Source organism: Pseudomonas sp. C 49-2, assembly GCF_003970195.1.
Taxonomy (GTDB): domain Bacteria; phylum Pseudomonadota; class Gammaproteobacteria; order Pseudomonadales; family Pseudomonadaceae; genus Aquipseudomonas; species Aquipseudomonas canadensis.
In genome coordinates, this window is sequence record NZ_RXYG01000009.1 from 151,576 (window position 1) to 178,353 (window position 26,778).

Genomic DNA, 26,778 nt, shown 5'->3' on the forward strand with positions numbered 1-26,778 from the left:
GGGAGGGGGCTTGCCCCCTCCCACATAGGGTTTTCCATTTATCTTGAGGTCTTTACAAGGCCGGGCTTTAGGCCGAACACCTCCACCCCCTGGGCCGTCGCTTGCCCCGTGGTCACCTTCACCCGCTCCACCGACTTATCCATCGCCTCACGGTATTCAACCGTCATATCCGGCCCTATCGCCTGGCTCGGAATCACCATCGCCTGCGCATTGTTGTAAGTCACGATGGTCAATCGCGCGCTCATCCCCAGGCGCACCCGTTGCAACTGCTGCGGCGTGAGCTTGGGGATCGACAAGGTCACCGGAAACTGCGCACTGCCCTGGCCGTCACCGGCCATCGCCAAGCCGCTCACCACGCTGACCGAGCCGTTCAGTCGCTCGCCGTCAAACCCATCCCCCAGCACTTCCACCGCCTGGCCCTGATGCAACTGGTTGATGTCCAGCTCTGAGACCTTGGCGACGATTTTAAGCCGTTCGATGTTCGCCAGGCCAAACAGCACCTGACCCTGGCTGACCTTGCTGCCGGCTTGCACCGGGGCCGTGTTGTTGCCGCCGCCCTGAGTTGAAGTATTGCCGGGCGGCGGCACCACGATGCCGGAGAACGGCGCCTTGACTTCCTGGCCGTCGAGCAGCTTGTGCAGGGCGTCGTATTTGACCGTGGCATTGGTCAGTTCCATGTCGGCGATCTGGCGGTATTCACCCTTGCCCTGGTCGAGGGCCTGCTGCAGTTCGCTGCGCGCGGAGGCAAGGTCCAGTTGTTGCTGCTGGGTCTGCTGCTTGAGGTCGTCCAGCTCATTGCGCGGGATGATGCCGCGCTGGAACAGATTTTCGCTCTCGGTGAGTTTGCGCTGGGTATTGCCGGCGGTCATTTGCGCCGTGCGCAAGCTGCGACGTGCACGGCTGACGGTGGGGCCGTTGTCCCAGTCCTGCATTTCCTGCACGGTGCGCCGGGCCTTGAGTTGGGCGGAAAGGGCCTCGCGCAGTTGCACCTCCAGGGTGGCCGGGTCCATGCGCAGTAGCACCTGGCCGGCCTCGACCCGCTGGCCTTGCTCCACCAGGTTGGCTTGCACGTTGCCGTCGAACGGCGCGGTAAGGGTGATGGTGGTGTCGGGTTCGATCTTGCCCACCAGGCCGATCTGGTGCACCAGCGCGTCGGGCTTGATGGCCAGCCACTGTTCGGTGGTGCCAGCGGGATCGGAGGCCGGGCTGCGCAAGGCCAGGCCCGCGCCGCCCAGCAACAGGATAAGTACAGCGCCCAGCAGGCGTTTCTGATTAGTAGTCATTGAGGGCGATTTCCCAACTTTCCAGCGTCATGCCCAGGGTCAAGTCAAGCTGGGTCTGGGCGTTCAAATAAGCGATCAGCGCATTGAGCTGCGCGTTCTCGGCGTTGCGCAGGTCGGTCTCGAAACTCAGCACCTGGAAGTTGGTGGAGCGTCCGGCGCTGAGTTTTTCCCGCTCGATCTCGATCTTGCGCCGCGACAGCTCCACGGCGCGCTGGGAGATTTCATATTGGCGCCAGCGGGTGCCGAGGTCGCGCACCACATTGTTGACGCTGCGCTCCAGCTCCTGGCGCGCATCGGTGATACGGATCTCCTGATCCTCCACATTCACCCGCGCACGCACTTCGGCCTGGCGCGTGCTGATGTCGCCGATGGGGATTTGCACCTGCACCCCAGCGTAGCTGTCCCAGGTGCGGTTGTTGGAGCGGCCGGCGTCGTTATCGGTGTTGGCGCGTATCTGATTGGCTCCGGCTACCAGGTCCACCTGCCAGCGCCCGGAATCCTTGGCGATCACCAGGTTGAGGTCGGCCTGTTGGCTGCCGAGCAGCGCGGCCAGGTATTCCGGCTGCTGGGTCTGCGCGAGGTTGAAGGCCTGGCGCTTGTCGACCTGCACGGGCCGGGCCTCCAGGGCCTCGGTGGCGCGAATCGGCGTGGACAGGTCAAGGGCCAGCAGACGCAGCAGGGCCAGGCGGCTGGTGTCCAGTTGGTTCTGCGCTTCTTCCACGCCGAGTTGCTGGGTGGCGATATCGGCTTCGGTCTGCACGATTTCGAACTCAGCCATACGCCCGGCATTGATCAGCGCTTTGTTCACCTCCAGCAAGGTGCCAGAGCGCTTGAGAGCGTCCTGCACGATGCTCAGTTGCTGCTGGGCGCGCAGCAGTTCGCGGTAGGTGGCGATGATCTGGCTGATGGTTTGCGCCACGGTTGCCTTGAGGTTCAGGCGGTTGGCCTGTTCCGACAACCGCGACAGGCGCAGCGGCGCGGTGGTGGCGTCCCAGCCAGCGCCACGCAACAGCGGCTGGATGATCGCCAGGTCGAGGCCGTCGCTGCGGTAACGGCCGGCGCGGTCAGCGGTGTTCAGTTGCTGGGTCCAGGCCATGCTCAGCCGCGTGCCGTATTCACTGAGCAGGCTGGTGGCCGGCGCGAGGTTGGCATTGCGTGTGTTGTCGGCGGAGCCACGGTTGGTGCGGTAATAACTGTTGAGGGTGAGCTTGGGGTTGAACACATCTTCGGCCACCCGCAGGTCGAATTTCTGCGCCACCCGTTGCAGGTAGGCGCTGCGGATCGCCGGGTTGTTGCGCAAGCCAAGGTACACCGCATCGCCCAGTGTCAGGCTGGTGACCTGAGCATTCAACGAGACGCTGCGGTCATAGCCGCTGCGGGTGCTACTGGGCGCCGATGGTTTGATCACCACGTCGGCGGCCGTGCCGGGCAGGCTGACGAATGCGAGCAGCCAAAGCCATTTATTCATCGCGCAGGGCCTCCACCGGCTGCAAGCGTGAGGCCGACACCGCTGGGTAGATGCCGAAGAACAACCCTACCAGCAAGGTACTGCCCACCCCCAGCGGCAAGGCGGGCACCGCCAGCGCAAACGCCCAGCCCGACAGCCAGGCGTACAACCAGGCAGCGGTCATGCCCAGCACCGCGCCGCAGAGGGCGCCGACGGCGGTGAGGGTCACGGCTTCGAGTAGGAACAGGTTGCGGATATCCCGCTGGCGGGCGCCGAGGGCCATGCGGATACCGATCTCGCGGCGGCGCTCAGAGACGTTCATCAGCATCACGTTCATCACCCCCACACCACCGCCCACCAGTGAGATCGCGCCCAAAGCCAGCAGCAGGTAGGCAAATGTGCGGCTTTGCCGGGTCATGCCGTCGATCATTTGCTGGGGCACCTGGATGTCCACATCGTGGTCGGGGAGTTGGGGTTTCAGCGCGGCGACCGCTTCTTTGGCGACGCGCTCCATGTCCTGGCCGGGCGCTGCACGAATGATCAGGTTGCCGATCTGCGGTGTTGCATAGATACGGCGCATGCCTTCGGCGGGAATGAACAGCGACTCGTTGGCCTGTACTGGCATCAGCATCGCCCGTGGCTGGCTGCGCAGGATGCCCACGATCAGGAACAGGTAGTCGTTGATGCGCACGCGATCGCCCACTTGCAAGGGGTCGCCCGGCGCACTCAGTGACTGGGCCACTTGGTCACCGATCACACCGTAGGTTTCGTTGGCATCGAAGCTCGACAGGAAACGCCCCCGTTGCACCACCAGGCGCATCGCATCCTTGATGTCCGGTGTACTGCCCACGAAGTTGGCGTTGGCGGTACGGCCATGGAACACGATGGGCCCGCTGAACAGTGTGAGAGCACCGATATGGGCTATGCCAGGCACCGTCTGGCGCATGGCGTCGAGGTCGAGGCGGGCGGGCATCGGCACAGTGCTGGCGCCCTTGGGGGGGAACTGAGCGATCAGGGTGTCGGTGCCCATGTCCTTGAAGATCATCGCGGCATCCACAGACGCGTTATGCCCGATATTGATCAGCGCCACCACCGACGAACTGCCGATCACGATACCCAGCAAGGCCAGAATCGAGCGCTTGCCCAGGGTGCGCAGGCTGACGAACGCTTCATGCAGCACTTGGCTGAGGTTCTGTTCAACCCGCAGGCTGCTCTTTACCCGCTCGATCATGGGCGCCCGGCCTCTTGCACCACGCCGTTACGCACCAGGATCTTGCGGTCCAGGCGCTCGGCGATGTGGGGGTCGTGGGTGACGATGATCAGGGTGACTTGTTGTTCACGGTTCAGCGCCAGCAGCAGGTCCATGATGTCCTGGGCCGTGGTGCTGTCGAGGTTGCCGGTGGGTTCGTCGGCGAGGATCACCGAGGGTTTGCCCACCAGTGCCCGGGCAATGGCAACCCGCTGACGTTGGCCACCGGAGAGGTCGGCGGGGCGATGGTGGGCGCGGTCGGCCAGGCCGACTTGTTCGAGCATGCGCAGGGCCTGCTCCACCGACTCATGACGCGATACGCCGCGGTAACTCAGGGGCAGGGCGACATTATCCAGGGCGCTGAGGCGTGGCAACAGGTTGAAGCTCTGGAACACAAAACCGATCTGCTGGTTGCGGATCGCCGCCAGTTCATCGGGTGTGGCGTTGAAGATATCGTGGCCGGCAAAGTGGTACTGGCCGCAGTTGGGCAGGTCCAGCAGGCCAAGGATATTGAGCAGCGTGCTTTTGCCAGAGCCGGAGGCGCCGAGGATGCCGCAGCTGTCGCCGCGGGCAATGGACAGGCACACATCATTGAGAATGGACAGGTGCTGCCCGGCCAACTGATAGCGTTTGCCGATGCCGTGCAGGGAGATCAAGCTTGGGTGCGCGGGGGTATCTGTCATGAATACGCCTTCAGTCTCGACGCCGTCGTCATCGTCCCCAGTAAAGCCTTGTAACAAGTTAGGGGTCGCCTCAGGGTGCGCCATGGACCGGTTTTTGTTTCTTGTTTTTAAAATATTGTTTGAATACTAACCGCCTTCCAGCCGCTTCGCCAGCCGTCGATGTAGAGCGGTTTCAGCTTGGGAAAAGGCCTGCCCCACGGGGGCGGGAGGTTGAGCAAAACCCGCTTGCCCGCCTCCGACGAGCCTGTCGGCCAAGGCTTTCGATCATATGGCGGTGTGTCACTACTTGCTTTCGAACGAGGGCCCCGGTATAAAAAATCAAATTATTTTTTTAAACAATATTTCCTACGTGGAACTTCTATGGTCGCGAAGAAAGTCAGCGCTCCAAACATCACCAAGACTCGATTGCTGGATGCGACAGAGGCTCTCTTCATAAAGTATGGCTACGACGCCGTTCTGCTTCGGCAGATTACCGAGCGTGCCCAGGTGAACCTGGCCGCGGTGAACTACCACTTCGGGGACAAGGACTCCCTGATGCAGACCCTGCTCAAGCAGCGCCTGGAACCGCTCAACGAGCAGCGCCTGGAACTGCTCGCGCGCTGTGAGGCTGAGTCCGACGGCCCTCTGGACTGCGACACGTTGCTCGGCGTGCTGTTTGCCCCGGCCATGGGCCTGGAGCGCAGCGATCCCGCCAGCGCCAGTGGGGAAGGGCGTTCATTCATCCGTTTCCTGGGGCGGGTGTACAGCGACACGTCGCCGTTTATCCAGGAATACCTCAAGGTTCACTACCAGCCGGTGTTCCAGCGGTTCTTCGAAGCCTTTGCCCTGGCCCTGCCGGACCTGCCGCGCAATGAGCTCGGCGTGCGCCTGCAATTTGCCCTCAAGGCGATTTCCGGGGTGATGGCCGGTACCGAACTGCGCCTGCTGATGAACTCCATGAGCCTGGGCCGCCCGGCCACGGATGCCGAGGTGATGGCCAAGTTGATCACGTTGGTGTCGGCAGCGATTCGCGTGCCGCAGCAAAGCCCTGAGGCGGAACATGCCTTGGCCAAGGTGCTGGATACCCAGCGCGCGATTCGCGAGCAATCTGCCGCGCCAGCGAGCAAGGCCGCGCGTTGACTCAAATCCCAGGCAAAAAAAAGCCCGCTGGGGCGGCGGGCTTGATGTGCAACATTTGTAACGGATGAGGCTTCACACTACGTTCCAGGATGTGAATAAAACGTGAAAACTTTGTAAGGCAAAGTGTGAAATTCTTGAAATCTGTCAATCCGTCGAAATTATCCTTTTTTGCTCAGAGGATTCAGATTTTCCAGTGCCCGGCGCTCTTGGCCAACCGCTGACGCATCGCATCCGTGTTCTGTGCCAGTTGCACTGTCAGCAATCGATAGCCATCCAGTGCGCTATACACCGGTACGTCCAGCGCCGGTTCACCACCGGTATGACTTGGCCGCTCCAACCGCTCCGTCACCCCCGACTTCAACGCCCGCGCCATCCCCACCAACTGCACTCGAATCTGCCGATGTTCAGCTTTTAACATTACCTGCATCCGCGCCATCACCTGTTCATCCCGCGGATCGGGTCGGGTATTGCCAAGAATCTCCAGGGTGCTGATACACATGCGCAAATGGCGCTGGATCGCGTCGAGTTCGGTCATGGAAATCCGCACTTCCTTTGACACGGACGGCATCAACGAACGCAGTTGCACCATCGACGCATTCAAGCGATTGAGCAGCTTGAGATGCTCGTCATCGGTGACCGACTGGCCATTGATGATCCGGCTATAAATAGCGGCGCAATCGCGCAATGCACTGGCCAGGTTGTAACGCCACGAATACACCGCATACAGCGGCAGGGCGAAGGAAAAGGCCAGCGCCAACACGATGCCGATCAGGATATCCACGGTGCGCCACAATCCGTCCGAGACCGGATTGTCACCATGCCCGGCGACGATAAACACCGTGATCGCCGACAGCAGCGCGATATAGCCGCCCTTGCCGATGGCGTGATAGGAAAAGAACCCGCACACCACTGACATCAGCAGATAGGTCAGCAACGGCTGGCCCAGCCATGCCTGTTGCAGCACCAGCGCCAGGCCGACGCTGGCGCCGATCAAGGTGCCATAGGCACGCTCCACGGCTTTCTTGCCGATATTGCCGTGGTGCTGCAAACCGCCGATCACGATCAGCATGGTCACCGATGCCCACTCACCGTGAGGCAGGTTGATGCCGGTGGTCAGCAGGATCGTCGCCAGCAAGCCGATGGACACGCGCACGGCGTGGATCAGCTTGGCATGGCGATAGCGGCGGTACGGGTCGAGCAGGGGGCGCAACAGGCGCCGGGCAAACACAGGCAGATGCAGGTTAATCAACGACGAATCGTCCTCTAGAAAATGTAATCGGTGGTCAGGAAGCTTGAATCGCGGTTGCGCAATATGTCGCTGACCAGCGCCTTGTTGCTCTCCTGGAACTTGGTCGCCACCAGCGTGCGGATCGAAAACACGCGCAATGCGTCATGCACCGACAGCGTGCCCTCGGCCGAGTTCTTGCGCCCGTTGAACGGGAACGTGTCCGGGCCGCGCTGGCACTGGGCGTTGATATTGATCCGGCCGACCTGGTTGGCGAAGGTGTCCACCAGGCGCCCGACTTGCACGGCGTTGGTGCCGAAAATGCTCAACTGTTGGCCGAAATCGGAATCGAGCACGTAGTCGATCACGGTTTCCAGGTCGCGGTAGGGCACGATCGGCACCACCGGGCCGAACTGCTCCTCGTGGTACACACGCATCTGCGGGTTCACCGGGTACAGCACCGCCGGGTAAAAGAACGATCCACGGCTTTCAGCGCCATGCTCATTCACCACCTTGGCACCGTGCTGCGCGGCATCCGCCACCAAGCCGTTGAGGTAATCCACCTTGCCCGCTTCGGGCAATGGCGTCAGCGCCACGCCGTCTTCCCACGGCATGCCGGGTTTGAGCGTGGACAACTTCTGGTTGAATTTCTCGATGAAGCGGTCGACCACGTCTTCATGCACGAAGAGGATTTTCAACGCGGTGCAGCGCTGGCCATTGAACGACAAGGAACCGGTGACCGCTTCGCTGACGGCATTATCCAGGTCGACTTCGGGCAGCACGATGCCGGGATTTTTCGCGTCCAGGCCCAGCGCGGCACGCAGGCGATGCGGCTTGGGATGCAGTTTCTTCAAGTCACTGGCGGCTTTATTGGTGCCAATAAACGCGAAGATATCGATCTTGCCACTGGCCATCAGCGCGCTGACGGTTTCGCGGCCGCTGCCGTAGATCACATTGATCACCCCGGCCGGGAAGCTGTCGCGGAACGCTTCCAGCAAAGGGCGGATCAGCAGTACGCCCAGCTTGGCCGGTTTGAACACCACGGTGTTGCCCATGATCAACGCCGGGATCAGCGTGGTGAAGGTTTCGTTCAGCGGGTAGTTATAGGGGCCCATGCACAACGCTACGCCCAGCGGCACGCGACGGATCTGGCCGAGGGTGTCCTGTTCCAGCTCGAAGCGGCTGGAGCGGCGGTCGAGTTCCTTGAGGGCATTGATGGTGTCGGTGATGTAGTCGCAGGTGCGGTCGAATTCTTTCTGCGAGTCCTTGAGGTTTTTGCCGATTTCCCACATCAGCAGTTTGACCACCGCGTCGCGCTGTTCACGCATGCGCCGCAGAAAGGCTTCGACGTGCTGGATACGTTCGGCCACGCGCATCGTCGGCCATTCTCCCTGACCACGGTCATAGGCACGCACGGCGGCATCCAGAGCGGTGAGGGCGGTGTCGGCGTCCAGCAGCGGTGTGCTGCCGATATGCACACGTTCGTCGCCAAACTGCACCGGGCTTTGCACCTTGGCCAACGGGCCGTTCCACACCTGCAACTGGCCGTCGACCAGGTAATCACGCTGTTCAATGGGCGCCCCCAGCTGGAATTGCTCGGGAATCTCGGTGGCGGAGGCGGGAAACAGCTGGGTGAGCAGGTTACTGGTGGTCATGTCGCTACCCCTGGAATAGTTGCAAAACATGACTAGAGAGTCACCCAACAACAGGCTCTATGGCAAGGCTTGCGCGCTTTCTTGTACGCAGCGCTGTGGCTGAAGGTTAAACTGCGCGGCTTTTCAGAAGGAGTTCACATGAGTCAGTACCAGCCGGGCATTCTTGCCGCACCGGTGCCATTGCAGGCACGTCATCTGTTTTTCGCCGTGGATTCGCTGGCCGCCGTGCCCGCTGCGTTGGATGCGCTGGTGCAGTTGACCGATTCGGCGGCGGTGGTCGGTTTTGGTGAGCCGCTGGTAACTGCCTTGGGCGCCCGGATTGAAGGCCTGCGCACATTCCCCACGGTCAGCGGGCCGGGCGCGCACAACCCGACAACCCAACAGGCGTTGTGGGTGTGGCTGCACGGCGTGGATCGCGGTGAATTGCTGTTGCGCAGCCGCGCATTTGAAAAAGCGCTGGCCCCGGCGTTTCGCCTGGTGCAGATGACCGAAGGCTTCCGCTACAAGACCGGCTTCGACCTCACCGACTACGAAGATGGCACCGAAAACCCCCACGATGACGCGGCGGTTGAAGCGGCCCTGACCGACAGCGGCGCCAGCTTTGCCGCGATCCAGCAATGGCAGCACGACCTCGATGGCTTCGCGGCCTTGCCCGCGCAAGAACGCGACCACATCATCGGCCGCCGTCATGGCGACAACGAAGAACTCGACGACGCCCCCGAGTCCGCTCACACCAAGCGTACCGCCCAGGAAAGCTTCACCCCGGAAGCCTTCGTGGTGCGCCGGTCCATGCCTTGGGCCGAGAACGGCCAGGCCGGGTTGATGTTCCTTGCGTTCGGCCACTCTTTCGATGCATTCGAAGCGCAACTGCGCCGCATGAGTGGGCTGGAAGATGGGATTGTCGATGGCCTGTACCGCATCAGCACACCGTTGACCGGTGGTTACTACTGGTGCCCGCCGATCAAGGATGGGCACCTCGACCTGAGTTCGATCACGCCGTAAATCGAAACTGTAGGAGCCGGCTTGTTGTGGCGAGGGAGCCGACTTCTACAGGGTGGTGGGTTTTTTAGATTACGCGGCAGGCGGCCATCAACTGTTTTGCATACCATCTGCGCAAACAGCGGCATCGTCACCATGCGCGGTTTTGTGTTCTCGACCGACCCGATCAAGCCCGAGTTCAAGCGCATCAACCCGGCGGAGGGCATGAAGAAGATATTTGCCCTGCGCAACCTGGTGGAGTTCATCAAGGGCCTGATCAAGGTGCAGGTGCTGGCGATCGCGTTCTACGTGGTCGGCAAGCATGCGTTGCAGGCCTTGATGGAGTCGACGTTTTTCCTGGTACTCAAGCCGCTGGTATTCACCGTGCTCTGCGCGTTCATCCTGGTGGGCGGTGTGGACGTGATGATGCAGCGCTGATCAAGAGCCAGCGCCGGCGCCAGCGCAACGAGATGCAGGCCTTGGCCACCAAGCTCGGCTTGAGCCGCGCGTCGATGATGATCGGCACTACCGATGGCCGCGCGGTTGATTTAGGCAGTGGCCGGGCTACGCTTGTTGAACGCTTTTGTTACAGAGGAAGTATCTGCTCGGCAGGAGCTGAGGTTGTATCTGTCAGCGTAATGAACGGTGGGGTCGACGGGAGATTTCCGTTGCTCCGCCTCCTGCGCTCAAGGGAGTTTCACCATGACAGATACAAATCGTGAATTGATTCAGAAATGGGCTGACCTCTGGTCTGGCACCTCCAAAGCCGATTTTCTCGGGATTTTTTCAGAGGCTACTGTCTATGAAGACAAGGCCGCGGGGCTAACCATGCGAGGACGGCCCGAGCTGGGTGACTTCTTCGACCTGATCAGAAAGGCCTTGCCCGATTTCAAGGTCATCAGCGACTTCATCAGCCTTGGCGAGCATGGCGGGACGATCCAGTGGCATATGACGGGAACCCATGAGGGCGAGCTGTTCGGCCACGGCGCCTCTCACAAGGCGATCAATGTCGATGGTTGCTGCGTGATCAGGATCAAGGACGGTGAGATCGTGAAGAGCACCGACTACTACGATATGAAAACGCTGTACCGGCAGTTGGGCTTTGACAAAAACTGACGGTTTCCCAAAGCCGGGCCCCATGCAGCAGGGCCCGGTGTGTCGGGCTTCAGGGGGTGTCTACATCGTGGTATTCAGCGCCATTGGGCTTGAGCAAACCATCCTGCTTGAAGATCCTGGATCTGGTCCCATCGAACATCTGCGGGTTGGTGTCTTCGCTGACGACGATTTTCTTTTCGGCCCCAATCCAGTCGCCGCATGTTTCCAGTTAGAACCGGGTTGTCTGGTTTTAGGGCCGCTTCGCAGCCCAGCGCGGGGCAAGCCCGCTCACCACAGAGAGTTTGTTCACTTAGCTCTAGATATATCCCGTCAATAAATAAGCCGGGCTCACGTTAAATCTGCCGCTAACGTTGATGCTCTCAGGATTTCTCCAGGAGCAACGGATTTGCGCCCAGCACCTCAATCCCACCGCCTGCGTCACGGACGTTATTCGGAACACGGCCGCAGCTACTTCATCACCATCGTCGTCCATAACCGCCAACGACTGTTTACCGACTTGTTCCTGGGGCGTTTGCTGGTTGTCGAGTTCCGGAACGCCCATGAGCTTGGTCATATCGACTCTCTAGCCTGGGTCATCATGCCTGACCATATCCACTGGCTATTTGAACTGAAGCAAAAGACCCTGGCCGATGTAATGCGAAGTATCAAGTCATGTAGCACGCTGACCATCAACCGTCGTCGCCGAAGCAAGGAGCGTGTCTGGCAGCCCGGCTATCACGATAGGGCGGTGCGTGAAGAGGATGATATTCGCAAGATGGCCCGTTACATCATCGCGAACCCGTTGCGGGCAGGGTTGGTTGATCGGGTAGGTGATTACTCGCTGTGGGACGCGGTTTGGCTTTGATTGAGCTCCAACTGAGAATGGCTTTGGTTGTGGTTGTGGTGAGCGGGCTTGCCCCGCGCTGGGGCGCGAAGCGGCCCCAATCCAGTCACCGCATATTTCCAGTTGTAACCGGGTCGTGTGGCTTTAGGGCCGCTTCGCAGCCCGGCGCGGGGCAAGCCCGCTCACCACAACAGCCCCGCTCACCACAGAAAATCATTCTAGATTGACGTCTTTATCGGTGCTGGAAGCGGGACAGGGAGGCGATGCGCAACTTAGGCTCCTGCAACCGCGCCCAGTCGAGCGCCGCGCGGATGGTGTTGATTTCCGGGCCGTACAGCGCCAGCCGGGTTTCCGGCGAAAGGCCAAGGCGTAGGCGCGGGTGGTTTCCAGCAGGCGATAGCGTTTGAGCGCCTTGGATTCATCGGAGATCAGCAGTGACTTGTCCATCGGAAAGGCGAATTTTTCTAATTGTGTCGTTCTGGATGCCGAATAAAACGCTAGGGTTTTGGCACTGTTTTATTGACTGTGTATCGAACTGTATCCCCGCACCCTCCTGATACACCCGCATGACGTTCTATCGCGTTCGCGACACAGACCGGATACACGCCTGGCTTTAACTCTGTTCACCAGCTGGCGCAGGCGGTCACCGACCCCAAGGCGCCCTGGCCACACTCAGTCAAGCCAGGAGACTCACCCCATGAAGCGTCCTTACGCAGCCCTCGCGGCAACTCTCGCCCTGTCCCTCAGCGCCTTCGCGGCCGTGGCCCATGCCGATGAACCCAAGCCCCAGGAAAAATGCTTCGGCGTGGCCCTTGCCGGTGCCAACGATTGCGCCGCAGGCGCTGGCACTTCGTGCGCCGCCACCTCCACCACCGATTACCAGGGCAACGCCTGGGTGCTGGTGGACAAAGGCACCTGCACCCAGATCAAGACCCCTAAAGGCTTTGGCAGCCTGACGGAGCAACCGTGATCCAGCGCCTGCTCCCCGAAGCCCTGCTGTTGCTGGTGGCGCGGGTGGCGATCGCGGCGGTGTTCTTCTTGTCGGGGCGCACCAAGGTCACGGGTTTTCTTGAACTCAAGCCGTCGACCTACACGCTGTTCCGTTCGGAATACGCCTTGCCGCTGATTCCGCCTGATTGGGCTGCGCACCTGGCGACTTACGCCGAGCACCTGTTCCCGCTATTGCTGGTGCTCGGCCTGCTGACCCGTCCGGCCGCGGCTGCGCTGTTGGGCATGACCCTGGTGATCGAGGTGTTTGTGTACCCCGCAGCGTGGCCGGTGCACCTGACCTGGGCGGGTTTGTTGTTGCCGCTGTTGGCGTACGGCGGTGGGGCCTGGTCGTTGGACCGCCTGATCTCAGGCAAACGTTCTTAACTTTGATGGAGATTTCCAATGCGTATGCTTTCTTCACTGGCCATTGCCATGGCCCTGACCGTTCCGATGTTGGCCCAGGCGGCGGATGCCCCACAACCCGGTACCGGTAAAAGCGTGGTGATCGTGCCCGGTTCGTTTGTTGACGGTTCCGGCTGGCGTGTGGTGCACGACATCCTGATTCACAAAGGCTACAAGGTCACCGTGGTGCACCAGGGCCACGAAAGCCTGGCCGCCGATGTGGCCGAGGCGCGTGAAGTGCTGGAACAGCAAGTCGGCCCGGTGGTGCTGGTGGGCCACAGCTCCGGTGGCGGGGTGATCTCGATTGCCGGTGACCGTGACAAGGTCAAGTCGCTGGTCTACGTCTCGGCGCTGCAGCCAGAAGTGGGCGAGAACATGGCCCAGTTGATCGGCTCGATGCCGGCGCCCAGCGATGACATCAAGGCCAGCCGCGACGGTCATCTGTTCTTCGACCGCACCAAGTTCAACGCCGACTTTGCAGCCGACCTGACCACCAACCGCACCGACTTCATGGCCGCCTCCCAAGTGCCGGCGACCACCGCCTTGTTCGGCGGCACCGTGTGGGCTGCGGCCTGGCACAAAAAACCGACCTACGCCGTGGTCTCCACCGAAGACCGTGCCCTGAGCCCGGACCTGCAGCGTTGGATGTACAAGCGCGCCGGTTCCAAGGTTACCGAAATCAAGGCCAGCCACTCGGTGTACATGTCCCAGCCTGAGGCTGTGGCGAAAGTCATCGAAGACGCTGCTTCCGTAATCAAGTAACTCACCCCAACCCCGGAGAAACACCCATGAACACTGCACTCAAATCCCGCCTGAGCCTCGCTGCCGCTGCTGCCCTGATCGCCATGGCGTCCGCTTCGTTCGCCACCGCTGCCAGCGCCGCCGACCAACCGGAAAAACCCGGCCGCTGCTACGGCGTCAACACCTGCAAAGGCACCAGCCTGTGTGCCACCGCCAAGAACGACTGCAAGGGCCTCAACAGCTGCAAAGGCGAAGGCGTGATCGTCAAGACCCCGTCCGAGTGCCTCAAGGCTGGCGGCACACTGACTGAACCGAAGTAATCCACCCGGCGGGCCCCTTGCGGGCTCGCCACTTATTCTTTGCGGAGATCCGCCATGTCGACATCCAACCCTCACTTTTCAGGCTACGGCCTGGGGCTGCGCAAGGAGCATTACTGCGACTTCCTGGAGACTTCGGTGCCTGTGGATTTTGTCGAAGTGATCTCCGAAAACTTCATGGTCGCGGGCGGCCAGCCCCGGCACATTTTACGTCAGGTGCGCGAACGGTATCCGGTGGCGCTGCACGGCGTGTCCATGTCCATCGGCACCGCCGAAGGGCTGGACGGGGATTACTTGAAGCGCCTCAAGGCGCTGGTAGACGAGATTGAACCGCTGTTTGTGTCCGACCACCTGAGTTGGTCGCGCAGCGGTGACTTCAACTCCCATGACTTGTTGCCAGTGCCCTACACCCATGAAGCCCTGGACCGGGTCTGCGCCAACATCCATCAGGCCCAGGACGTGCTGGGCCGCACGATGTTGTTAGAGAACCCCTCGAGTTACCTGGCGTTCGAAGGCGCTTCCATGACCGAGTGGGAATTTATCGCGGCCATGGCCCAGCGTACCGGCTGCGAGTTGCTGCTGGACGTCAACAATGTGTTCGTCAGTGCCAGCAATCACGGTTTCGACGCCCTGGCGTTTCTCAAGGGGATTCCCGCCGAACGTGTGCGCCAGGTGCACCTGGCCGGTCACAGTCAAGGCCGTGACATCTTGATCGACAGCCATGACAGCCCGGTGTGCAGCGGCGTCTGGGAGCTGTACGCCGAGGCCATGAGCCGGCTGGGCCCGGTGGCGACCATGATCGAGCGCGACGATGAGATCCCGCCACTTGCCGAGCTGCTCCAGGAATTGGCCATGGCCCGCACGTTGGGAGCGCAACGATGAACCTGGCGCAGCTACAGCACACCTTTCGCCGCTGGTTGGTGAGTGCGTCGGATGAATCCGCGCAGTCGCTGGGCAATCATCACGCCGGCCTGGCGGTGTACCAGAACAACTACCGCGCGCAGTTGGTCGGGTGCCTGGAGCAGGCGTTTCCCAACCTGCGCCGTTGGGTTGGAGAGGAGGCCTTTCTGGCGGCGAGCATCACCCATATCGACAACCATCCACCCCACGGCTGGACGCTGGACGCGTATCCGGAGGGCTTCTACGCCACCTTGAAGGAGGTGTTCCCGCGCAACCCGGATGTGCATGAACTCGCCTGGATCGAGTCGGCCCTGAATGAGGCTTTTGTCGCCGCTGACGCGCAGCCGTTGGCCCTGGAGGTCGTGGCCGAGCTGGATTGGGACACGGCCGTGTTGCAACTGACGCCGTCGTTGCGCTGCCACGCCCTGACCACCAATGCCGAGGCCATCTGGTCGGCGCTGTGGCAGGAAGCGCCCGCGCCGGAAGCGGTGATGCTGGAACAGGCGGGTGGCTTGCTGGTGTGGCGTCGGCAGTTCACGTCGCGTTTACGCCAGGTGGATGCGCTGGAGCTACTGGCCGTGCAACAGCTGCAGGCCGACGGCAGTTTCGCCGGGCTGTGTGAGTTCCTGGTGCAGCGCCTGGGGGAAGAAGCGGGTGTGATGCAGGCAGGGGAATACCTGGCCGGTTGGCTGGGCAGTGAATTAATAGTGGGAGTCAGTCATGTTTGATCGTCGTGGTTTTTTGCTGCTGGCGGCGGTGGTCATGGCCGCGCCGGCGTTGGCGGTGCAACAGGTGAGCACCGATGACCAGGAGATCCGGTATGAACAGTTTGGGCCGGAGGAGGGCCGGGCGATCATTTTGCTGGGGGCAGATGTCAGGGCGTTCTCCGAGGTGACGGCGCCGCTGGCTGCCCAGGGCTTTCGGGTGATCGTGCCGTACTTGCGCACGGCAGACGACGCTGTGCTTGGCCAGGATGTGCTCGACCTGATGAATGCGCTGCACATCCCAGAAGCGGTGTTCGCCGGTGCGGAGCAGGGCGCACGGATCGCTGCGCGGGCCGCGACGTTGAAGCCGAGCCGCTGTGTCGGGCTGGTCACGCTGAACACCGCGCCCCAGGCGGGTTTTGCGCAAGCCGTGGGGTTGATGGCCAGCACCGGGCACTGGCGTTGAGGGTCAGTCGATCAGCTCGACCCGGCCACTGTGCAACCTGTAGATACCGCCGACAATGTGCAGTTTGCCGGCGGCCAGGGCGTCCGCCAGCAGCGTCGACTCGGCCTTGAGCCGCGCTACCGTGTCGCTGACATTTTGCGCAATGGCGTTCGCAAGCAGATCGCCAGGCGCTTTCAAGACCTTGCGCACCGACGGCTTGAACGCGTCGGCCAGGCCCTGGATCTTGCCGGGGAACGTGGCGTTGTCCTTGGTGGCTTTCACCCCGGCGGCAAGGGCGCCGCAGCTGTCGTGCCCGAGCACCATGATCAACGGCGTGCCAAGCACCGCCACCGCGTATTCGAGGCTGGCGAGCCCGTCGTCGGTCACGAAGTTACCCGCCACCCGTACGGCAAACAGGTCGCCAAGGCCGGTATCGAAGGCGTATTCCGGAGTAATCCGTGAATCAGCGCAGCTCAGGACCGCTACGAACGGATTCTGCCCGCCCTCCAATGCCTCGCGCCCGCTCATGAATTCATGGCGCTTGGTGACGCCTTCGGCATAGCGACCGTTGCCTTCCATCAACCTGGCCAGGGCTTGTTGTGGGTTGAGGTTATTGGCCGCCTTCGGTGCCGGCGAGGCGTGTGCGAGCGCTGCAGGTAACGCGCCCGTGAGCATCAGGGCGCCAGCGCCGACCGTAGCAAGGCGTAGGAATTGTCGACGGTCATGGGTCAGGGGTGGCTGCTTGTGCATGGGCGGCGCTCTCCGGTTCGTTAAGAGAAGAAACGCCAAGGGTGCAAAGAATGGTCGAGGGGAAATGTAGGCGCTGTCCGTTTTTTTGTCGGGAATCGCGTGGCCGTCAACATGAAAATTCTGACAGCCAGGCCATCGGCCACTGAAAAAAAAACGCTCTACCCGTAATCTAAACGCCTTTGTCACCTGCGCGGATTGTCCATGTCTTCTGTTGCCGATGGGTTGCCCCTCAATAAACGCCTGCCGGCCGTGATTGCGATCTCCCTGGGGATCGGCATGGCGACCCTGGACACGGCCATCGTCAACACGGCCTTGCCGACCCTGGCCGAGGGGATTGGCACCGATTCCGCCTCGGTGATCTGGGTGGTGAATGCCTACCAGTTGGCGATCATCGCCACGGTGTTGCCGTTTGCGTCCCTCAGTGATGTGCTGGGGCATCGCCGGGTGTATCTCGGCGGGTTGCTGTTGTTTATTGTCTCGTCGCTGTTTTGCGGGCTGGCCGGCTCGCTGGTCACCCTGACGGCGGCGCGGGTGGTGCAGGGGCTGGGCGCGGCGGCGATCATGAGCGTGAACACGGCGCTGCTGCGGCATATCTATCCGTCAAAAATGTTGGGGCGGGGGCTGGGTTACAACTCGCTGGTGGTGGGACTGGCGTTTACCCTGGGGCCGACCGCTGCGTCGGCGATTCTGTCGGTGGCGACCTGGCACTGGCTATACCTGATCAATGTGCCCTTGGGCTTGCTGGCACTGACGTTGGGCCTGCGCTCGTTGCCGACCCTGCCGATGACCGGGCATGCCTTCGACCGTCTTGCCGCCGCGTTGTGCGCGGGGCTGTTTGCCTTGTTGGTGTTGGGTCTTGGCACGGCGGTGCACGGCGCCCAGGGCGCCTTGACCTTGGGACTGATTGCCTTGGCACTGGTGTGCGGTGCATTGCTGCTGCGGCGCCAGGCCGGGCACCCGGCACCGATGCTGGCGCTGGACCTGTTCAAACGTCCGGTGTTTGCCTTGTCATCCCTCACTGCTATTTGCGCGTTCAGCGCCCAGGGCCTGGCGTTTGTGTCGCTGCCGTTCCTGTTGCAGGCGGTGCTGGGGCATAGCCAGGTGGAAACCGGTTTCCTGATGACACCCTGGCCCGCTGTTGTGGCGGTGATGGCGCTGGTGGCGGGGCGCTTGGCCGACCGCGTGAACCTGGGCGTGCTGTGCGGCATCGGCCTGTTGATGCTCAGCGTGGGCATGGCCGCGCTCGCGACCCTGGGCAGCGGCGCGTCGGCATTGGATATCGGCTGGCGCATGGCGCTGTGTGGCGCGGGCTTCGGCTTCTTCCAGTCGCCCAACCTCAAGGCCTTGATGACCAGTGCGCCGTTGGCCCGCAGCGGCGGGGCCAGTGGCATCGTGGCGATTTCGCGGTTGTTGGGGCAGACGTTGGGCGCGTCGTTGGTGGCCTTGTGTTTTCACCTGTCCCTGGGCAGCGGGCCGCAATATGCGCTATGGCTGGGCTGCGGGTTTGCCTTGGTCGGGGCCGTGGCCAGCGGTCTGCGGTTGTTACCCTATGGGAAAAAGGGCTGATTAACGCTACCGTGGCGACCTGAATATTTCGGGATGTTTCAGATTTATGTCCAGCCTGGCCCTTCGCACCGCTGATACGCACTCCCGCCGCGCCGCGCTGACCCTGGCGTTATGCCTGCCCAGTGACGTGTTGCTCTACCTGCTGCTGCCGATGGAATCCCAGGCCTTCGGCATCACCCTGGCCCAGGCCGGTGTGCTGCTGGCGGCCAACCGCCTGGTGCGGATTTTCGGCTACCGCCATGTGCTGAATTTCTACGCGCGCAACGGCGACCGCCTGACCTGCATGATCGCCGCCGGCGCAGCCACCCTGTGCGCCGTGGGCAACTCGTTGCTGTCCGGGTTCGCCGCCTTGCTCTGTCTGCGGTTGGTGTGGGGCCTGTGTTTTGCTGCGCTGAACCTTTCGACTCAAGTATTGGCCACCTCGGAACCTGCCGGTGCCGCACGCCGGGCCGGGCGTTCCCGCGCGCTGATCGCCCTCGGGCCGATGCTGGCTTTGCCGTTGGGCGGCTGGCTGACATTGATGGCCGGGCCACGTCCGATCTTTCTGATTCTGGCTGGGTGCTGCCTGGTGGGCTTGTGGATGGCGCGTGGCTTGCCTACGGTCGGGCATGATTTGCACAGCACACCGGGGCGGCGCTTCAAGTGGCCGGACAGTGTGGCGATGTGGTCGTTTATCGAGGGGGTGGCGCTGGACGGCCTGTTTATCTTCGGCCTGTCGATCCAGGCGCAGAAGCTGCTGGGTGGCGATGCTGTGCTGATCGCCGGTGGCCTGATGGCGCTGCGGTACGTCTCGGAAATGCTCCTGAGCCCCCTGGGCGGTCGCGCCGCCCAGCGGTTTGGCGCAACCTCGATGCTGCTGCTGTTTTCGTTCCTGAGTGCCCTGGCCCTGACCGCATTCGGCAGTTACTGGGTGATTGTCGGCGCGGCGGCGGTGCTGGTGCTGCGTGCGCTGCAACTTCCGCTGGTGACGACATTGGTGGCCGAGCGCAACCCCGGTTCCCTGCGCGTGTCGGCGCTGGCCTCGAACGCCGTGTGGCGCGATATCGGCGCCGGCCTCGGGCCCCTGCTCGCCGGCTTGTTGCTGCCGATCGCCTCGGCGCCCTGGGTGTTTGGCCTGGCCGGTGCGGCGATTGCCGTCAGCGCGGTGTTCTGCTGGCGGGCAAAAATTTCCAACTGACGATGTGAGGGTGTGCGTGTCCCATCAAGAAGACTTCGTAGGTGTGCTGGACAAGGAGGGACTGCCGGCCCCCGACCACCTCGACCGCAACGCATCGGCGTGCTGGCCTAAGCGCTTTTAAACGCGTCGAGCCAAGCGGGGTCGAACCGGGTCTGCTCGGGGTCGATCCCCAGCGCTTGCATCTTGGCCTTATGCGCTTCGACCTCAGCGACCAGTTGCACCTGGGCGCTGGAGTTGGCGTCCAGTTCATGCATCTGCGTCAGGCCCAAGTGATAAAAGCGCAGCACCTTGATCGCCGTCGGGTCATTCGCCTGCACCCGCTCGCTGACCTTGTGCATCACATTGGTCACGCTCATCAGGTTGCGCTTGAGTTGCCAGCCATACACCGCCGCCGCCAGCCACGGCTGAGACCAGAACGGACCGCGCACCAGCGCCACCGTAATCAGCACCCCGGCGAATACCCCGCCGACATTAAAGCGGAAATTATCCCCGCCAGGCTCGCCAAACAGCATCACCGCCAGGCTCGACAGCAACATCGCCAGGGCCACGAACAGCACCGCCACAATCAGGGTGCTGCGCCGGGTCTGTTGACGGAAGGTGACAGGGTCGCAGGGTTTGAGCTCGAACATCCGGTTCATGCCTCAAGAAGGGGTGGGCATCATCTCACGCTTGGGCAAACAAGTTGAACGATGGCGCACGGCGGTTTCTCTAAACCTGTGTAGACCCCTTGAGGTGAACCATCATGTCCGACTACAACCAGCCACCCCCCGGCACCCCAAACCCTGACCGCACACCCGGAGAAGAAGAGCGCGACAACGATGCGTTGCGCCCCAACGACCCGGCGGAGCGTCAGGGCGACGACGTGGAACGCGTCGAAGAAGACCTGGAAAACCTGCACGACAAGGCCCGCCCGCTCTGAACGAGGAGAACGCCGTGAGTAACACACCAAAAGGCCCGGCTTCGGGCGAGCATTCCAGTGGCAAGGATGAGTTGGGGTTTGACCCGGATTCGCCGGATGTGGCGGATCCGCAGGTGGATCCTATCGGGCCGGCGATTGCGCCGTTGGATAAGGAGAATAAAGACAAGGATGAAAAAAAGCCGCCTTATGACCCGTTGGGCGACTTGAAGCCATAAAACTAGCCCCGCCATTGAGCGGGGCTTTCATTTACTTGGGCGCGATCCAGGTGACTTCAGTGATGCCATATTTCTCCGCCCACGGTCGGGTCGTCTTCTTCACTTGCTCGTGCCCAACCCGCCCCACGCGGCTCACATGGGCGATATCGGCATCCACCGCCGCCCAGTGCCAGGCCTCGGCGTTGTTCATCACTTCGGCGCGCACCACAAAGGATTTCGGTTTGCCGTGCAGCTGATAATTGATGGTGTAGATTTTTGCGGTACTCATGTTGCCTCCCTGTGTTGTTATAGATGGATAGGGCAGCGCTCAAAAAGGTTCATTCAAAATGACAATCTGCACGTCGACGCGGCATAGTGTCGGCTTCATCCCGTGCCCAAGGATTGCGCCATGTCACTGTTGACCCATAGCCGCCTCTATCTGCAACGCCTGGGCTATGACTCGCCGCCAGCGCCGACCCTGCAAACCCTGCAGGACCTGCAATTGCGCCATGTGTGCACCTTTGCTTTCGAGAATTTGTCGAGTCTGATGCGTCTGCCAGTGCCCATCGACCTGCCGAGCGTCGAGCAGAAAGTACTGCTGGAAGGGCGGGGCGGGTATTGCTACGAGTTGAACCAGATGTTCCTGGCGTTATTGCAGGAACTTGGCTTTGACGCGCGCGGCATCACCGGGCGGGTGGTGATGGGCGGGGCGCCGGATGCGCGCACGGCGCGGACTCATCGTTTGAGCCTGGTGACGTTGGATGGCGTGCGCTATCTCACCGATGTCGGCTTTGGCGGCATGGTGCCCAGCAGTCCGTTGCTGTTGGACACCGAGGCGGTGCAGGCCACGGCCCATGAGCCTTATCGGTTGACCTTCGACGGGCAGGGCAGTTACACCCTGTGGGCGCAAGTGGTCGAGGAGTGGCGTGGCCTGTATGTGTTCGATCTGCAGGTGCAGGCGGCCATCGATTATGAAATCGGCAACTGGTATGTCTCCACCCACCCGGATTCGGTCTTCATTGGCCAGTTGAAAGTCGCGCGCTTGGCTGCGGGTAAGCGCCATACCTTGAACAACGCCCATTATGCGATTCACTACCTGGACCGGCCGAGTGAAAAGCGCACCTTCGCCAGTGCCGACGAGGTGTTGCAGATATTGACTGAAACCTTCGGGATTCGCGTGTCGGAAACGCCGGCGCTGCGGGCAGTCCTTGATGGCTTGTTAGTGGCTAATTCATAACAGTATTGAGATAGAGCCTTCGCTGAACCGTTTTACCTCCAAATCATCGCAAATTAATTCGAACCTTTGGCGCCGGCCGGGGTTCGAACCGGTTCCTGAATAATTTGCTCACCAGACAAGGAGATGTAAAACGATGTCCAAGCTATTCGGAAAATTCCTCAAGGGTTCCTCGCTGCTGGCGTTGGTCGCTGCGCCTGCTGCGGTGTTCGCCGCACCGTCCACTGACCCGATTTCCACCTTCGGGATCCTAGGCAGCTATAACGATTTCAAATTCGAAGGGGGCAGCGAAAGCGACAAGAGCCACATGCCCGAGGCGGGCCTGTTCTATAACTTCGGCAACAAGCTCACCGCTGAATCCGGCTTTATCTACCAGGCCGGTATCGAAGCCAAGTACGGCGAAAAGAGCGACAACAAACTCAAGGAAGGCCAGGCCGACCTTGACCTCGGCTGGCGTGCCGCGCTGGATGCGCGCAACTTTGTCGACGTGATCGTCGGCGGTGGCTACAGCTGGACGCGCTACGAGCCAGAGATCAATGACCTCGATGTGAAGCTCACCAACAAGTCGCCGTTCGCCAAGGCGGCCCTGGGCTACAACCATCAGTTCGATGACATGACCCTGCGTGTCGAAGCCGGCGCCCGTCGCACCATCGACGGCCGTACCAAGCTCAAGGTCGATGATTTCGGCAGCGACACCGTGGACCTCAAGGACCGCACCAACCCTTACGCTGAGGTCAGCCTGCTGATGAATCAGAAGGGCGACCTGCCGGTGGTCGCGGGCCTGTACTACACCCGCACCGAGTACAAACTCGACGGTGATTCTGAAGTGGCCGATAACACCAAGCTCAAGCGCAACGAGTACGGCTTCAAGGTCGGTATCGCGTTCTGACGCCATGTACCGAAAAACGCCCCGAATATCCGGGGCGTTTTTTTTAAGGCAATTGCAGATCAACCCAAAGCGGCAAGTTGCGCCACGGTCTCAGGAAAACGTGCCACCAGGCGAATCAGCGTGGCAGCCTGGGCATTCGGCTTGGCCCGGCCTTGCTCCCAGTTTTCCAGGGTGCGGGTGTTGGTGCGCAGGTACATGGCGAACACCGACCGGGAGAGGTTGAGTTGTTGGCGCACGGCGACCACTTCCTCAGCGGTGAGTGGCGCCAGGTTTTTAAGGTGAACCTTGTGGGTCCGCAGGGTGACTTTGCCTTGGCGTTCGTCTGCCAGGGCGTCGAAGCCTTCGACCAGTTCGGAAAATATTTCACGTTTCATGATGTGTTCTCGCTTTGATTTCCCTGTCCAGCATGCGTTTTAGGGCTTTTTTGTGCTGTGGTGTCAGGTCATCCTGTTCGTGCTTGCCGTACAGGGTGAACAGCCAGAATTGCGTGCCGCCCGACCACCAGTAGTAAATGACCCGCAGGCCACCGCGCTTGCCTTTGTTGCGTCGCTCATCGATGAAGCGAACTTTGCGCAGTCCGCCTGTTCCCTCGATCGCATCTCCTGCTTCCGGGTTCTTCATCAACTCTTGTTGAAAACCCTGGAAAAGCTCGTCACTCAGATAGTCCTTGCGATGCCGCCCGAAGGCCGGCAGTTCGATAAATAGAGCATCCATGTTTTGTACGTAGACTGCGTATAGTTTGGTGGCCCACTCGCAAAGGGTCAAGTGACCCTGCTGTGGGAACTTTCCTAAAACGCAGACACCATACGGCGGCCTTCATCGGGTAGATGCCGGATGGGGAGGCAGGCGGGCGAGGAAATTTCCGTGAATAGGGGAGGGTAAAAACCCCTGCCCCTGAAACGCAAAACGGCGCCCGAAGGCGCCGTCTTGTTTACTGCATCCCGCTAAGCGATCAAACGCCCAGCACCGCGTGCTGCACCAGGGTGAGCAACGGTTGTGGGTAAACGCCCAGGAAGAACGCGAGCAGGGCGATGGCCAGCAGCATCACGCCGCCTGCCTTCTGTTCCCAATGCAGCTCGGCATCCACACGGCGCAGGTTTGGCTCGATCAGGTACAGGGTGACCATCACGCGCAGGTAGTAGAACACGCCGATGGCGCTGCCCAGTACCAGGGAGGCCACCAACCACCATTCGTGGGCTTCGACACCGGTGGCGACGATGTAGAACTTGCCGATGAAGCCTGCGGTCAGCGGAATACCGGCCAAGGACAGCATCATCACGGTCAGTACGGCGGTCAGGTACGGACGGCGCCAGAATAGGCCGCGATACTCGTACAGGGCGTCGGCGTCACGGCCTTTGAACGGCGAAGACATCAGCGTGATTACGCCGAATGCACCCAGGCTGGTGATCACGTAGGTGACCAGGTACACGCCCATGGCTTCCACGGCCAGGCCTTTGCTTGCCACCAGGGCGATCAGCAGGTAGCCGAAGTGTGCGATGGACGAGTAACCCAGCAGACGCTTGAGGTTGTTCTGGGTCAGGGCCAGCAGGTTACCGAACAGGATCGACGCGATGGCGATCACGGTCAGCACGGTGCTCAGCACGCCGGTGTTGGCAGCAGGGGAGATTTGGAACAGACGCACCATCACCGCAAACACGGCAACCTTCGACGCCGTGGCCAGGAACGCAGCCACTGGCGCCGGGGCGCCTTCGTACACGTCCGGGGTCCACAGGTGGAAGGGCACCAGCGACAGCTTGAACGCCAGGCCGATCAACATCATGGCCAGGCCCAGTTGGGCGATTGGCGCAGGCATGTTGGTGGTGGCCAAGGCGTGACCGATACCGGTGAAGCTCAGGCTGCCGGCTTCGGCGTAGAGCAGGGCCATACCGAACAACAGGAACGCGGAACCGGCGGCCGACAGCACCATGTACTTGATGCCGGCTTCCAGGGAGCGCTTGTTGAAGAAGGCGTAGGCCACCAGGCCGTAGGTCGGGATCGACAGCAGTTCCAGGCCGATGAACAGGCCCGCCAGGTGCTGTGCGCTGACCAGCACGATACCGCCGGCCGCAGCCAGCAGGATCAGCAGGTACAGCTCTTCCTTGTTGCCTGGGTAGCCGGTGCCGCCTTCGCCCATATAGGCGTGGGCGAGGGTGACGCACGCCAGGGTCGCGACCAGGATCAGCGCGATATACAGCAGGGCGAAGTCATCCACCATCATCAACGGCGTGACCGCCAATGGCGCGACCTTGAGGGCCGGGATGATCGACAGCAGGGCCAGGTTGAGGCCGGCACAAGACAGCAGGAACGTTTGCGAATGATTGCGGCGCCAGGCGATTGCCAGCATCACCACCACGATGGTGAGGCTGGTAATCAGCAGCGGCGCAAGCGCGATAAAGTGTTGGATCGTGAATTCCATAGCGCTCTTACCGGGCCGAAGCGAGTTGAGAGAAGGCGGTGCCGAACCACTGCTGCACGCCATGCATCGTCGCGGCAGAAGTGTCCAGGAACGGTTGCGGGTACACGCCGATGTATATCAGCAGCACCGCAAGGCCGAGCACCATGATCAGTTCGCGAGCATCCATCCCTTGCAGGACGGTGTCGGACTTGGCCGGGCCGAAGTAGGCGCGGTGGATCATGATCAGCGAGTAAACCGAACCAAACACCAGGCCGGAGGTAGCAATCGCACTGATCCACGGTGTTTGCACGAATGCACCCATCAGGATCAGGAACTCGCCGATGAAGTTGCCGGTGCCCGGCAAGCCCAGGGACGCGGCGGCGAAGAACAGGCTGATCGCCGGCAGGTACGCGATGCGCGACCACACGCCACCCATTTCACGCATGTCACGGGTGTGCAGGCGCTCGTACAACTGGCCACTCAGGATAAAGAGGGCAGCGGCCGAGACACCGTGCGCCAACATCTGGATGACTGCACCTTGCAGCGCCAGTTGGCTGCCGGAGTAGATGCCGATCAGTACGAACCCCATGTGGGAAACGGACGAGAAGGCAATCAGACGCTTGATGTCGGTTTGTGCGAAGGCCAGGAACGCACCGTAGAAGATCCCGATCAGACCCAGGGTCATGGCGATCGGCGCGAACTCCGCCGAAGCATTCGGGAACAGTGGCAGTGCGAAACGCAGCAGGCCGTAGGCCGCCGTCTTCAGCAGGATACCGGCCAAGTCCACGGAACCGGCGGTCGGCGCCTGTGCGTGGGCATCCGGCAGCCAGGAGTGGAACGGCACCACCGGCAGCTTCACCGCGAACGCGATGAAGAAGCCCAGCATCAGGATGTACTCGGTGGTCAGGGACATCTTGGTTTTCAACAGGTCGGCGTAGTTGAAGGTAATCACGCCGGTGTTGTTGAAGTTGACCAGTACCAGGCCCAGGATCGCCACCAACATGATCAGGCCGGAAGCCTGGGTGAAGATGAAGAACTTGGTCGCCGCGTAGATGCGGGTTTTCTTGCCGTCCGAAGAACTGTGACCCCAGAGCGCGATGAGGAAGTACATCGGCACCAGCATCATTTCCCAGAAGAAGAAGAACATGAACAGGTCGAGGGCGAGGAACACGCCGACAACGCCGCCCAGGATCCACATCAGGTTCAGGTGGAAGAAGCCCACGTGACGCTGGATCTCTTTCCAGGAGCAGAGTACCGAGAGGATACCCAGCAGGCCGGTCAGCAGGATCATCAACAGCGACAGGCCGTCGAGGGCCAGGTGCACGTTGATGCCGAAGCGCTGGATCCACACGTGCTTGAATTCAAGCGCGAAGGTCGGATCGACACCCGGTGCCGGAGCAAATGAATAGTCGCCATGGGCCCACAGCCAGAGGCCGAGTGCGAGTTCCAGGGACATGGTCAGCAACGCAATCCAGCGGGGGAGGGTGGCGCCGAAGCGTTCACCCATCCAGCAGAGCAGGCCGCCGATAAAGGGGATCAGGATTAGCCAGGGCAGAATCATGACAGGCTCGTTTCCT

30 protein-coding genes and 1 pseudogene are annotated in these 26,778 nt (G+C 61.4%); 18 read left to right on the forward strand and 13 right to left on the reverse strand.

Going from position 1 to position 26,778, the window contains the following annotated elements; all coding sequences use genetic code 11:
• Positions 1-38: 38 nt before the first annotated feature.
• The 4 genes from EJ576_RS18955 to EJ576_RS18970 are packed head-to-tail and all read right to left on the reverse strand — an operon-like array spanning position 39 to position 4,662.
• On the reverse strand, positions 39-1,283 hold the full coding sequence (locus tag EJ576_RS18955; RefSeq protein WP_126570864.1) for an efflux RND transporter periplasmic adaptor subunit: 1,245 nt from the start codon (positions 1,281-1,283) through the stop codon (positions 39-41).
• A complete protein-coding gene (locus tag EJ576_RS18960; RefSeq protein WP_126570865.1) occupies positions 1,273-2,751 on the reverse strand; it encodes a TolC family protein in 1,479 nt (492 codons plus the stop codon). The genes EJ576_RS18955 and EJ576_RS18960 overlap by 11 nt, the downstream gene beginning before the upstream one ends.
• Positions 2,744-3,961, reverse strand: a complete 1,218-nt coding sequence (locus tag EJ576_RS18965; protein WP_123475860.1) for an ABC transporter permease — start codon at positions 3,959-3,961, stop codon at positions 2,744-2,746. Before EJ576_RS18965 ends, EJ576_RS18960 begins: the two co-directional genes overlap by 8 nt.
• A complete protein-coding gene (locus EJ576_RS18970; RefSeq protein WP_122729345.1) occupies positions 3,958-4,662 on the reverse strand; it encodes an ABC transporter ATP-binding protein in 705 nt (234 codons plus the stop codon). The genes EJ576_RS18965 and EJ576_RS18970 overlap by 4 nt, the downstream gene beginning before the upstream one ends.
• A gap of 360 nt (positions 4,663-5,022) precedes the next feature.
• Here EJ576_RS18970 and EJ576_RS18975 point away from each other — a divergent pair, with 360 nt between their 5' ends.
• Positions 5,023-5,781 (forward strand): TetR/AcrR family transcriptional regulator, encoded by a 759-nt coding sequence (locus EJ576_RS18975; RefSeq protein ID WP_016977465.1) that lies wholly within the window; start codon positions 5,023-5,025, stop codon positions 5,779-5,781.
• Positions 5,782-5,962: 181 nt separating this feature from the next.
• Here the strand turns inward: EJ576_RS18975 and EJ576_RS18980 are convergent, their stop codons facing one another.
• On the reverse strand, positions 5,963-7,021 hold the full coding sequence (locus tag EJ576_RS18980; RefSeq protein WP_123476001.1) for an FUSC family protein: 1,059 nt from the start codon (positions 7,019-7,021) through the stop codon (positions 5,963-5,965).
• Positions 7,022-7,044: 23 nt separating this feature from the next.
• Positions 7,045-8,661, reverse strand: a complete 1,617-nt coding sequence (locus EJ576_RS18985) for an NADP-dependent glyceraldehyde-3-phosphate dehydrogenase (protein WP_122729054.1) — start codon at positions 8,659-8,661, stop codon at positions 7,045-7,047.
• Between the two features lie 138 nt (positions 8,662-8,799).
• Between EJ576_RS18985 and EJ576_RS18990 the strand changes: the two genes are divergently transcribed.
• The 11 genes and pseudogenes from EJ576_RS18990 (at position 8,800) to EJ576_RS19040 (ending at position 16,098) form a co-directional block, all read left to right on the forward strand.
• On the forward strand, positions 8,800-9,663 hold the full coding sequence (locus EJ576_RS18990) for a Dyp-type peroxidase (RefSeq protein WP_122729052.1): 864 nt from the start codon (positions 8,800-8,802) through the stop codon (positions 9,661-9,663).
• A 117-nt stretch (positions 9,664-9,780) separates the two neighbouring features.
• Positions 9,781-10,184, forward strand: a pseudogene (locus EJ576_RS18995) (EscU/YscU/HrcU family type III secretion system export apparatus switch protein); the annotation flags it as partial.
• A gap of 157 nt (positions 10,185-10,341) precedes the next feature.
• The gene (locus EJ576_RS19000; protein WP_126570866.1) at positions 10,342-10,755 is read left to right on the forward strand and encodes an ester cyclase; all 414 of its coding nucleotides are present in this window, start codon (positions 10,342-10,344) and stop codon (positions 10,753-10,755) included.
• A 385-nt stretch (positions 10,756-11,140) separates the two neighbouring features.
• Positions 11,141-11,599, forward strand: a complete 459-nt coding sequence (locus tag EJ576_RS19005) for a transposase (protein WP_126570867.1) — start codon at positions 11,141-11,143, stop codon at positions 11,597-11,599.
• A 676-nt stretch (positions 11,600-12,275) separates the two neighbouring features.
• Complete coding sequence (locus EJ576_RS19010) at positions 12,276-12,548, forward strand: DUF2282 domain-containing protein (protein ID WP_010209548.1); 273 nt, start codon at positions 12,276-12,278, stop codon at positions 12,546-12,548.
• Complete coding sequence (locus tag EJ576_RS19015; protein ID WP_016979677.1) at positions 12,545-12,952, forward strand: DoxX family protein; 408 nt, start codon at positions 12,545-12,547, stop codon at positions 12,950-12,952. The genes EJ576_RS19010 and EJ576_RS19015 overlap by 4 nt, the downstream gene beginning before the upstream one ends.
• A gap of 18 nt (positions 12,953-12,970) precedes the next feature.
• Positions 12,971-13,732 (forward strand): alpha/beta fold hydrolase, encoded by a 762-nt coding sequence (locus tag EJ576_RS19020; RefSeq protein WP_126570868.1) that lies wholly within the window; start codon positions 12,971-12,973, stop codon positions 13,730-13,732.
• 26 nt (positions 13,733-13,758) lie between these two features.
• Entirely contained in the window at positions 13,759-14,031 is a 273-nt protein-coding gene (locus EJ576_RS19025) for a hypothetical protein (RefSeq protein ID WP_038850270.1), read from the forward strand.
• A gap of 54 nt (positions 14,032-14,085) precedes the next feature.
• Positions 14,086-14,910, forward strand: a complete 825-nt coding sequence (locus EJ576_RS19030) for a DUF692 domain-containing protein (RefSeq protein ID WP_126570869.1) — start codon at positions 14,086-14,088, stop codon at positions 14,908-14,910.
• On the forward strand, positions 14,907-15,656 hold the full coding sequence (locus EJ576_RS19035) for a DNA-binding domain-containing protein (RefSeq protein ID WP_126570870.1): 750 nt from the start codon (positions 14,907-14,909) through the stop codon (positions 15,654-15,656). Before EJ576_RS19030 ends, EJ576_RS19035 begins: the two co-directional genes overlap by 4 nt.
• A complete protein-coding gene (locus EJ576_RS19040; protein WP_122729044.1) occupies positions 15,649-16,098 on the forward strand; it encodes an alpha/beta fold hydrolase in 450 nt (149 codons plus the stop codon). The genes EJ576_RS19035 and EJ576_RS19040 overlap by 8 nt, the downstream gene beginning before the upstream one ends.
• A 3-nt stretch (positions 16,099-16,101) precedes the next feature.
• Here the strand turns inward: EJ576_RS19040 and EJ576_RS19045 are convergent, their stop codons facing one another.
• The gene (locus EJ576_RS19045) at positions 16,102-16,827 is read right to left on the reverse strand and encodes a carbonic anhydrase (protein ID WP_122729041.1); all 726 of its coding nucleotides are present in this window, start codon (positions 16,825-16,827) and stop codon (positions 16,102-16,104) included.
• A 201-nt stretch (positions 16,828-17,028) separates the two neighbouring features.
• Between EJ576_RS19045 and EJ576_RS19050 the strand changes: the two genes are divergently transcribed.
• The gene (locus EJ576_RS19050) at positions 17,029-18,393 is read left to right on the forward strand and encodes an MFS transporter (RefSeq protein WP_122729039.1); all 1,365 of its coding nucleotides are present in this window, start codon (positions 17,029-17,031) and stop codon (positions 18,391-18,393) included.
• A gap of 46 nt (positions 18,394-18,439) precedes the next feature.
• A complete protein-coding gene (locus tag EJ576_RS19055) occupies positions 18,440-19,570 on the forward strand; it encodes an MFS transporter (protein WP_038850274.1) in 1,131 nt (376 codons plus the stop codon).
• 107 nt (positions 19,571-19,677) lie between these two features.
• Here EJ576_RS19055 and EJ576_RS19065 read toward each other — a convergent pair whose 3' ends face one another.
• Positions 19,678-20,199: a DUF3087 domain-containing protein gene (locus EJ576_RS19065; RefSeq protein ID WP_126570871.1), complete on the reverse strand. Its 522-nt coding sequence runs from the start codon at positions 20,197-20,199 to the stop codon at positions 19,678-19,680.
• Positions 20,200-20,312: 113 nt separating this feature from the next.
• Between EJ576_RS19065 and EJ576_RS29805 the strand changes: the two genes are divergently transcribed.
• Together EJ576_RS29805 and EJ576_RS19070 are read left to right on the forward strand one after the other, a co-directional pair.
• The gene (locus EJ576_RS29805; RefSeq protein ID WP_178083554.1) at positions 20,313-20,489 is read left to right on the forward strand and encodes a hypothetical protein; all 177 of its coding nucleotides are present in this window, start codon (positions 20,313-20,315) and stop codon (positions 20,487-20,489) included.
• 14 nt (positions 20,490-20,503) lie between these two features.
• Positions 20,504-20,704 carry a DUF6021 family protein gene (locus tag EJ576_RS19070; protein ID WP_126570872.1) on the forward strand — a complete coding sequence of 67 codons (201 nt, stop codon included), beginning with the start codon at positions 20,504-20,506 and terminating at the stop codon, positions 20,702-20,704.
• Positions 20,705-20,735: 31 nt separating this feature from the next.
• Here EJ576_RS19070 and EJ576_RS19075 read toward each other — a convergent pair whose 3' ends face one another.
• The gene (locus EJ576_RS19075) at positions 20,736-20,972 is read right to left on the reverse strand and encodes a DUF6555 family protein (RefSeq protein WP_028616813.1); all 237 of its coding nucleotides are present in this window, start codon (positions 20,970-20,972) and stop codon (positions 20,736-20,738) included.
• A 120-nt stretch (positions 20,973-21,092) separates the two neighbouring features.
• On the opposite strand from EJ576_RS19075, the gene EJ576_RS19080 reads away from it, so the two are divergent.
• Together EJ576_RS19080 and EJ576_RS19085 are read left to right on the forward strand one after the other, a co-directional pair.
• Complete coding sequence (locus EJ576_RS19080; protein ID WP_126570873.1) at positions 21,093-21,920, forward strand: arylamine N-acetyltransferase; 828 nt, start codon at positions 21,093-21,095, stop codon at positions 21,918-21,920.
• Between the two features lie 133 nt (positions 21,921-22,053).
• Entirely contained in the window at positions 22,054-22,806 is a 753-nt protein-coding gene (locus EJ576_RS19085) for an outer membrane beta-barrel protein (RefSeq protein ID WP_016979648.1), read from the forward strand.
• Positions 22,807-22,865: 59 nt separating this feature from the next.
• Here the strand turns inward: EJ576_RS19085 and EJ576_RS19090 are convergent, their stop codons facing one another.
• The 4 genes from EJ576_RS19090 to nuoM all read right to left on the reverse strand — a co-directional run bounded on the left by EJ576_RS19090 (position 22,866) and on the right by nuoM (position 26,762).
• Positions 22,866-23,180 carry a DNA-binding transcriptional regulator gene (locus tag EJ576_RS19090; protein ID WP_033896843.1) on the reverse strand — a complete coding sequence of 105 codons (315 nt, stop codon included), beginning with the start codon at positions 23,178-23,180 and terminating at the stop codon, positions 22,866-22,868.
• Complete coding sequence (locus EJ576_RS19095; protein ID WP_122729031.1) at positions 23,170-23,520, reverse strand: toxin; 351 nt, start codon at positions 23,518-23,520, stop codon at positions 23,170-23,172. Before EJ576_RS19095 ends, EJ576_RS19090 begins: the two co-directional genes overlap by 11 nt.
• Before the next feature lie 238 nt (positions 23,521-23,758).
• Positions 23,759-25,222 (reverse strand): NADH-quinone oxidoreductase subunit NuoN, encoded by a 1,464-nt coding sequence (gene nuoN / locus EJ576_RS19100; RefSeq protein ID WP_028616809.1) that lies wholly within the window; start codon positions 25,220-25,222, stop codon positions 23,759-23,761.
• Between the two features lie 7 nt (positions 25,223-25,229).
• Complete coding sequence (gene nuoM / locus EJ576_RS19105) at positions 25,230-26,762, reverse strand: NADH-quinone oxidoreductase subunit M (RefSeq protein ID WP_010209575.1); 1,533 nt, start codon at positions 26,760-26,762, stop codon at positions 25,230-25,232.
• Positions 26,763-26,778: the final 16 nt, after the last annotated feature.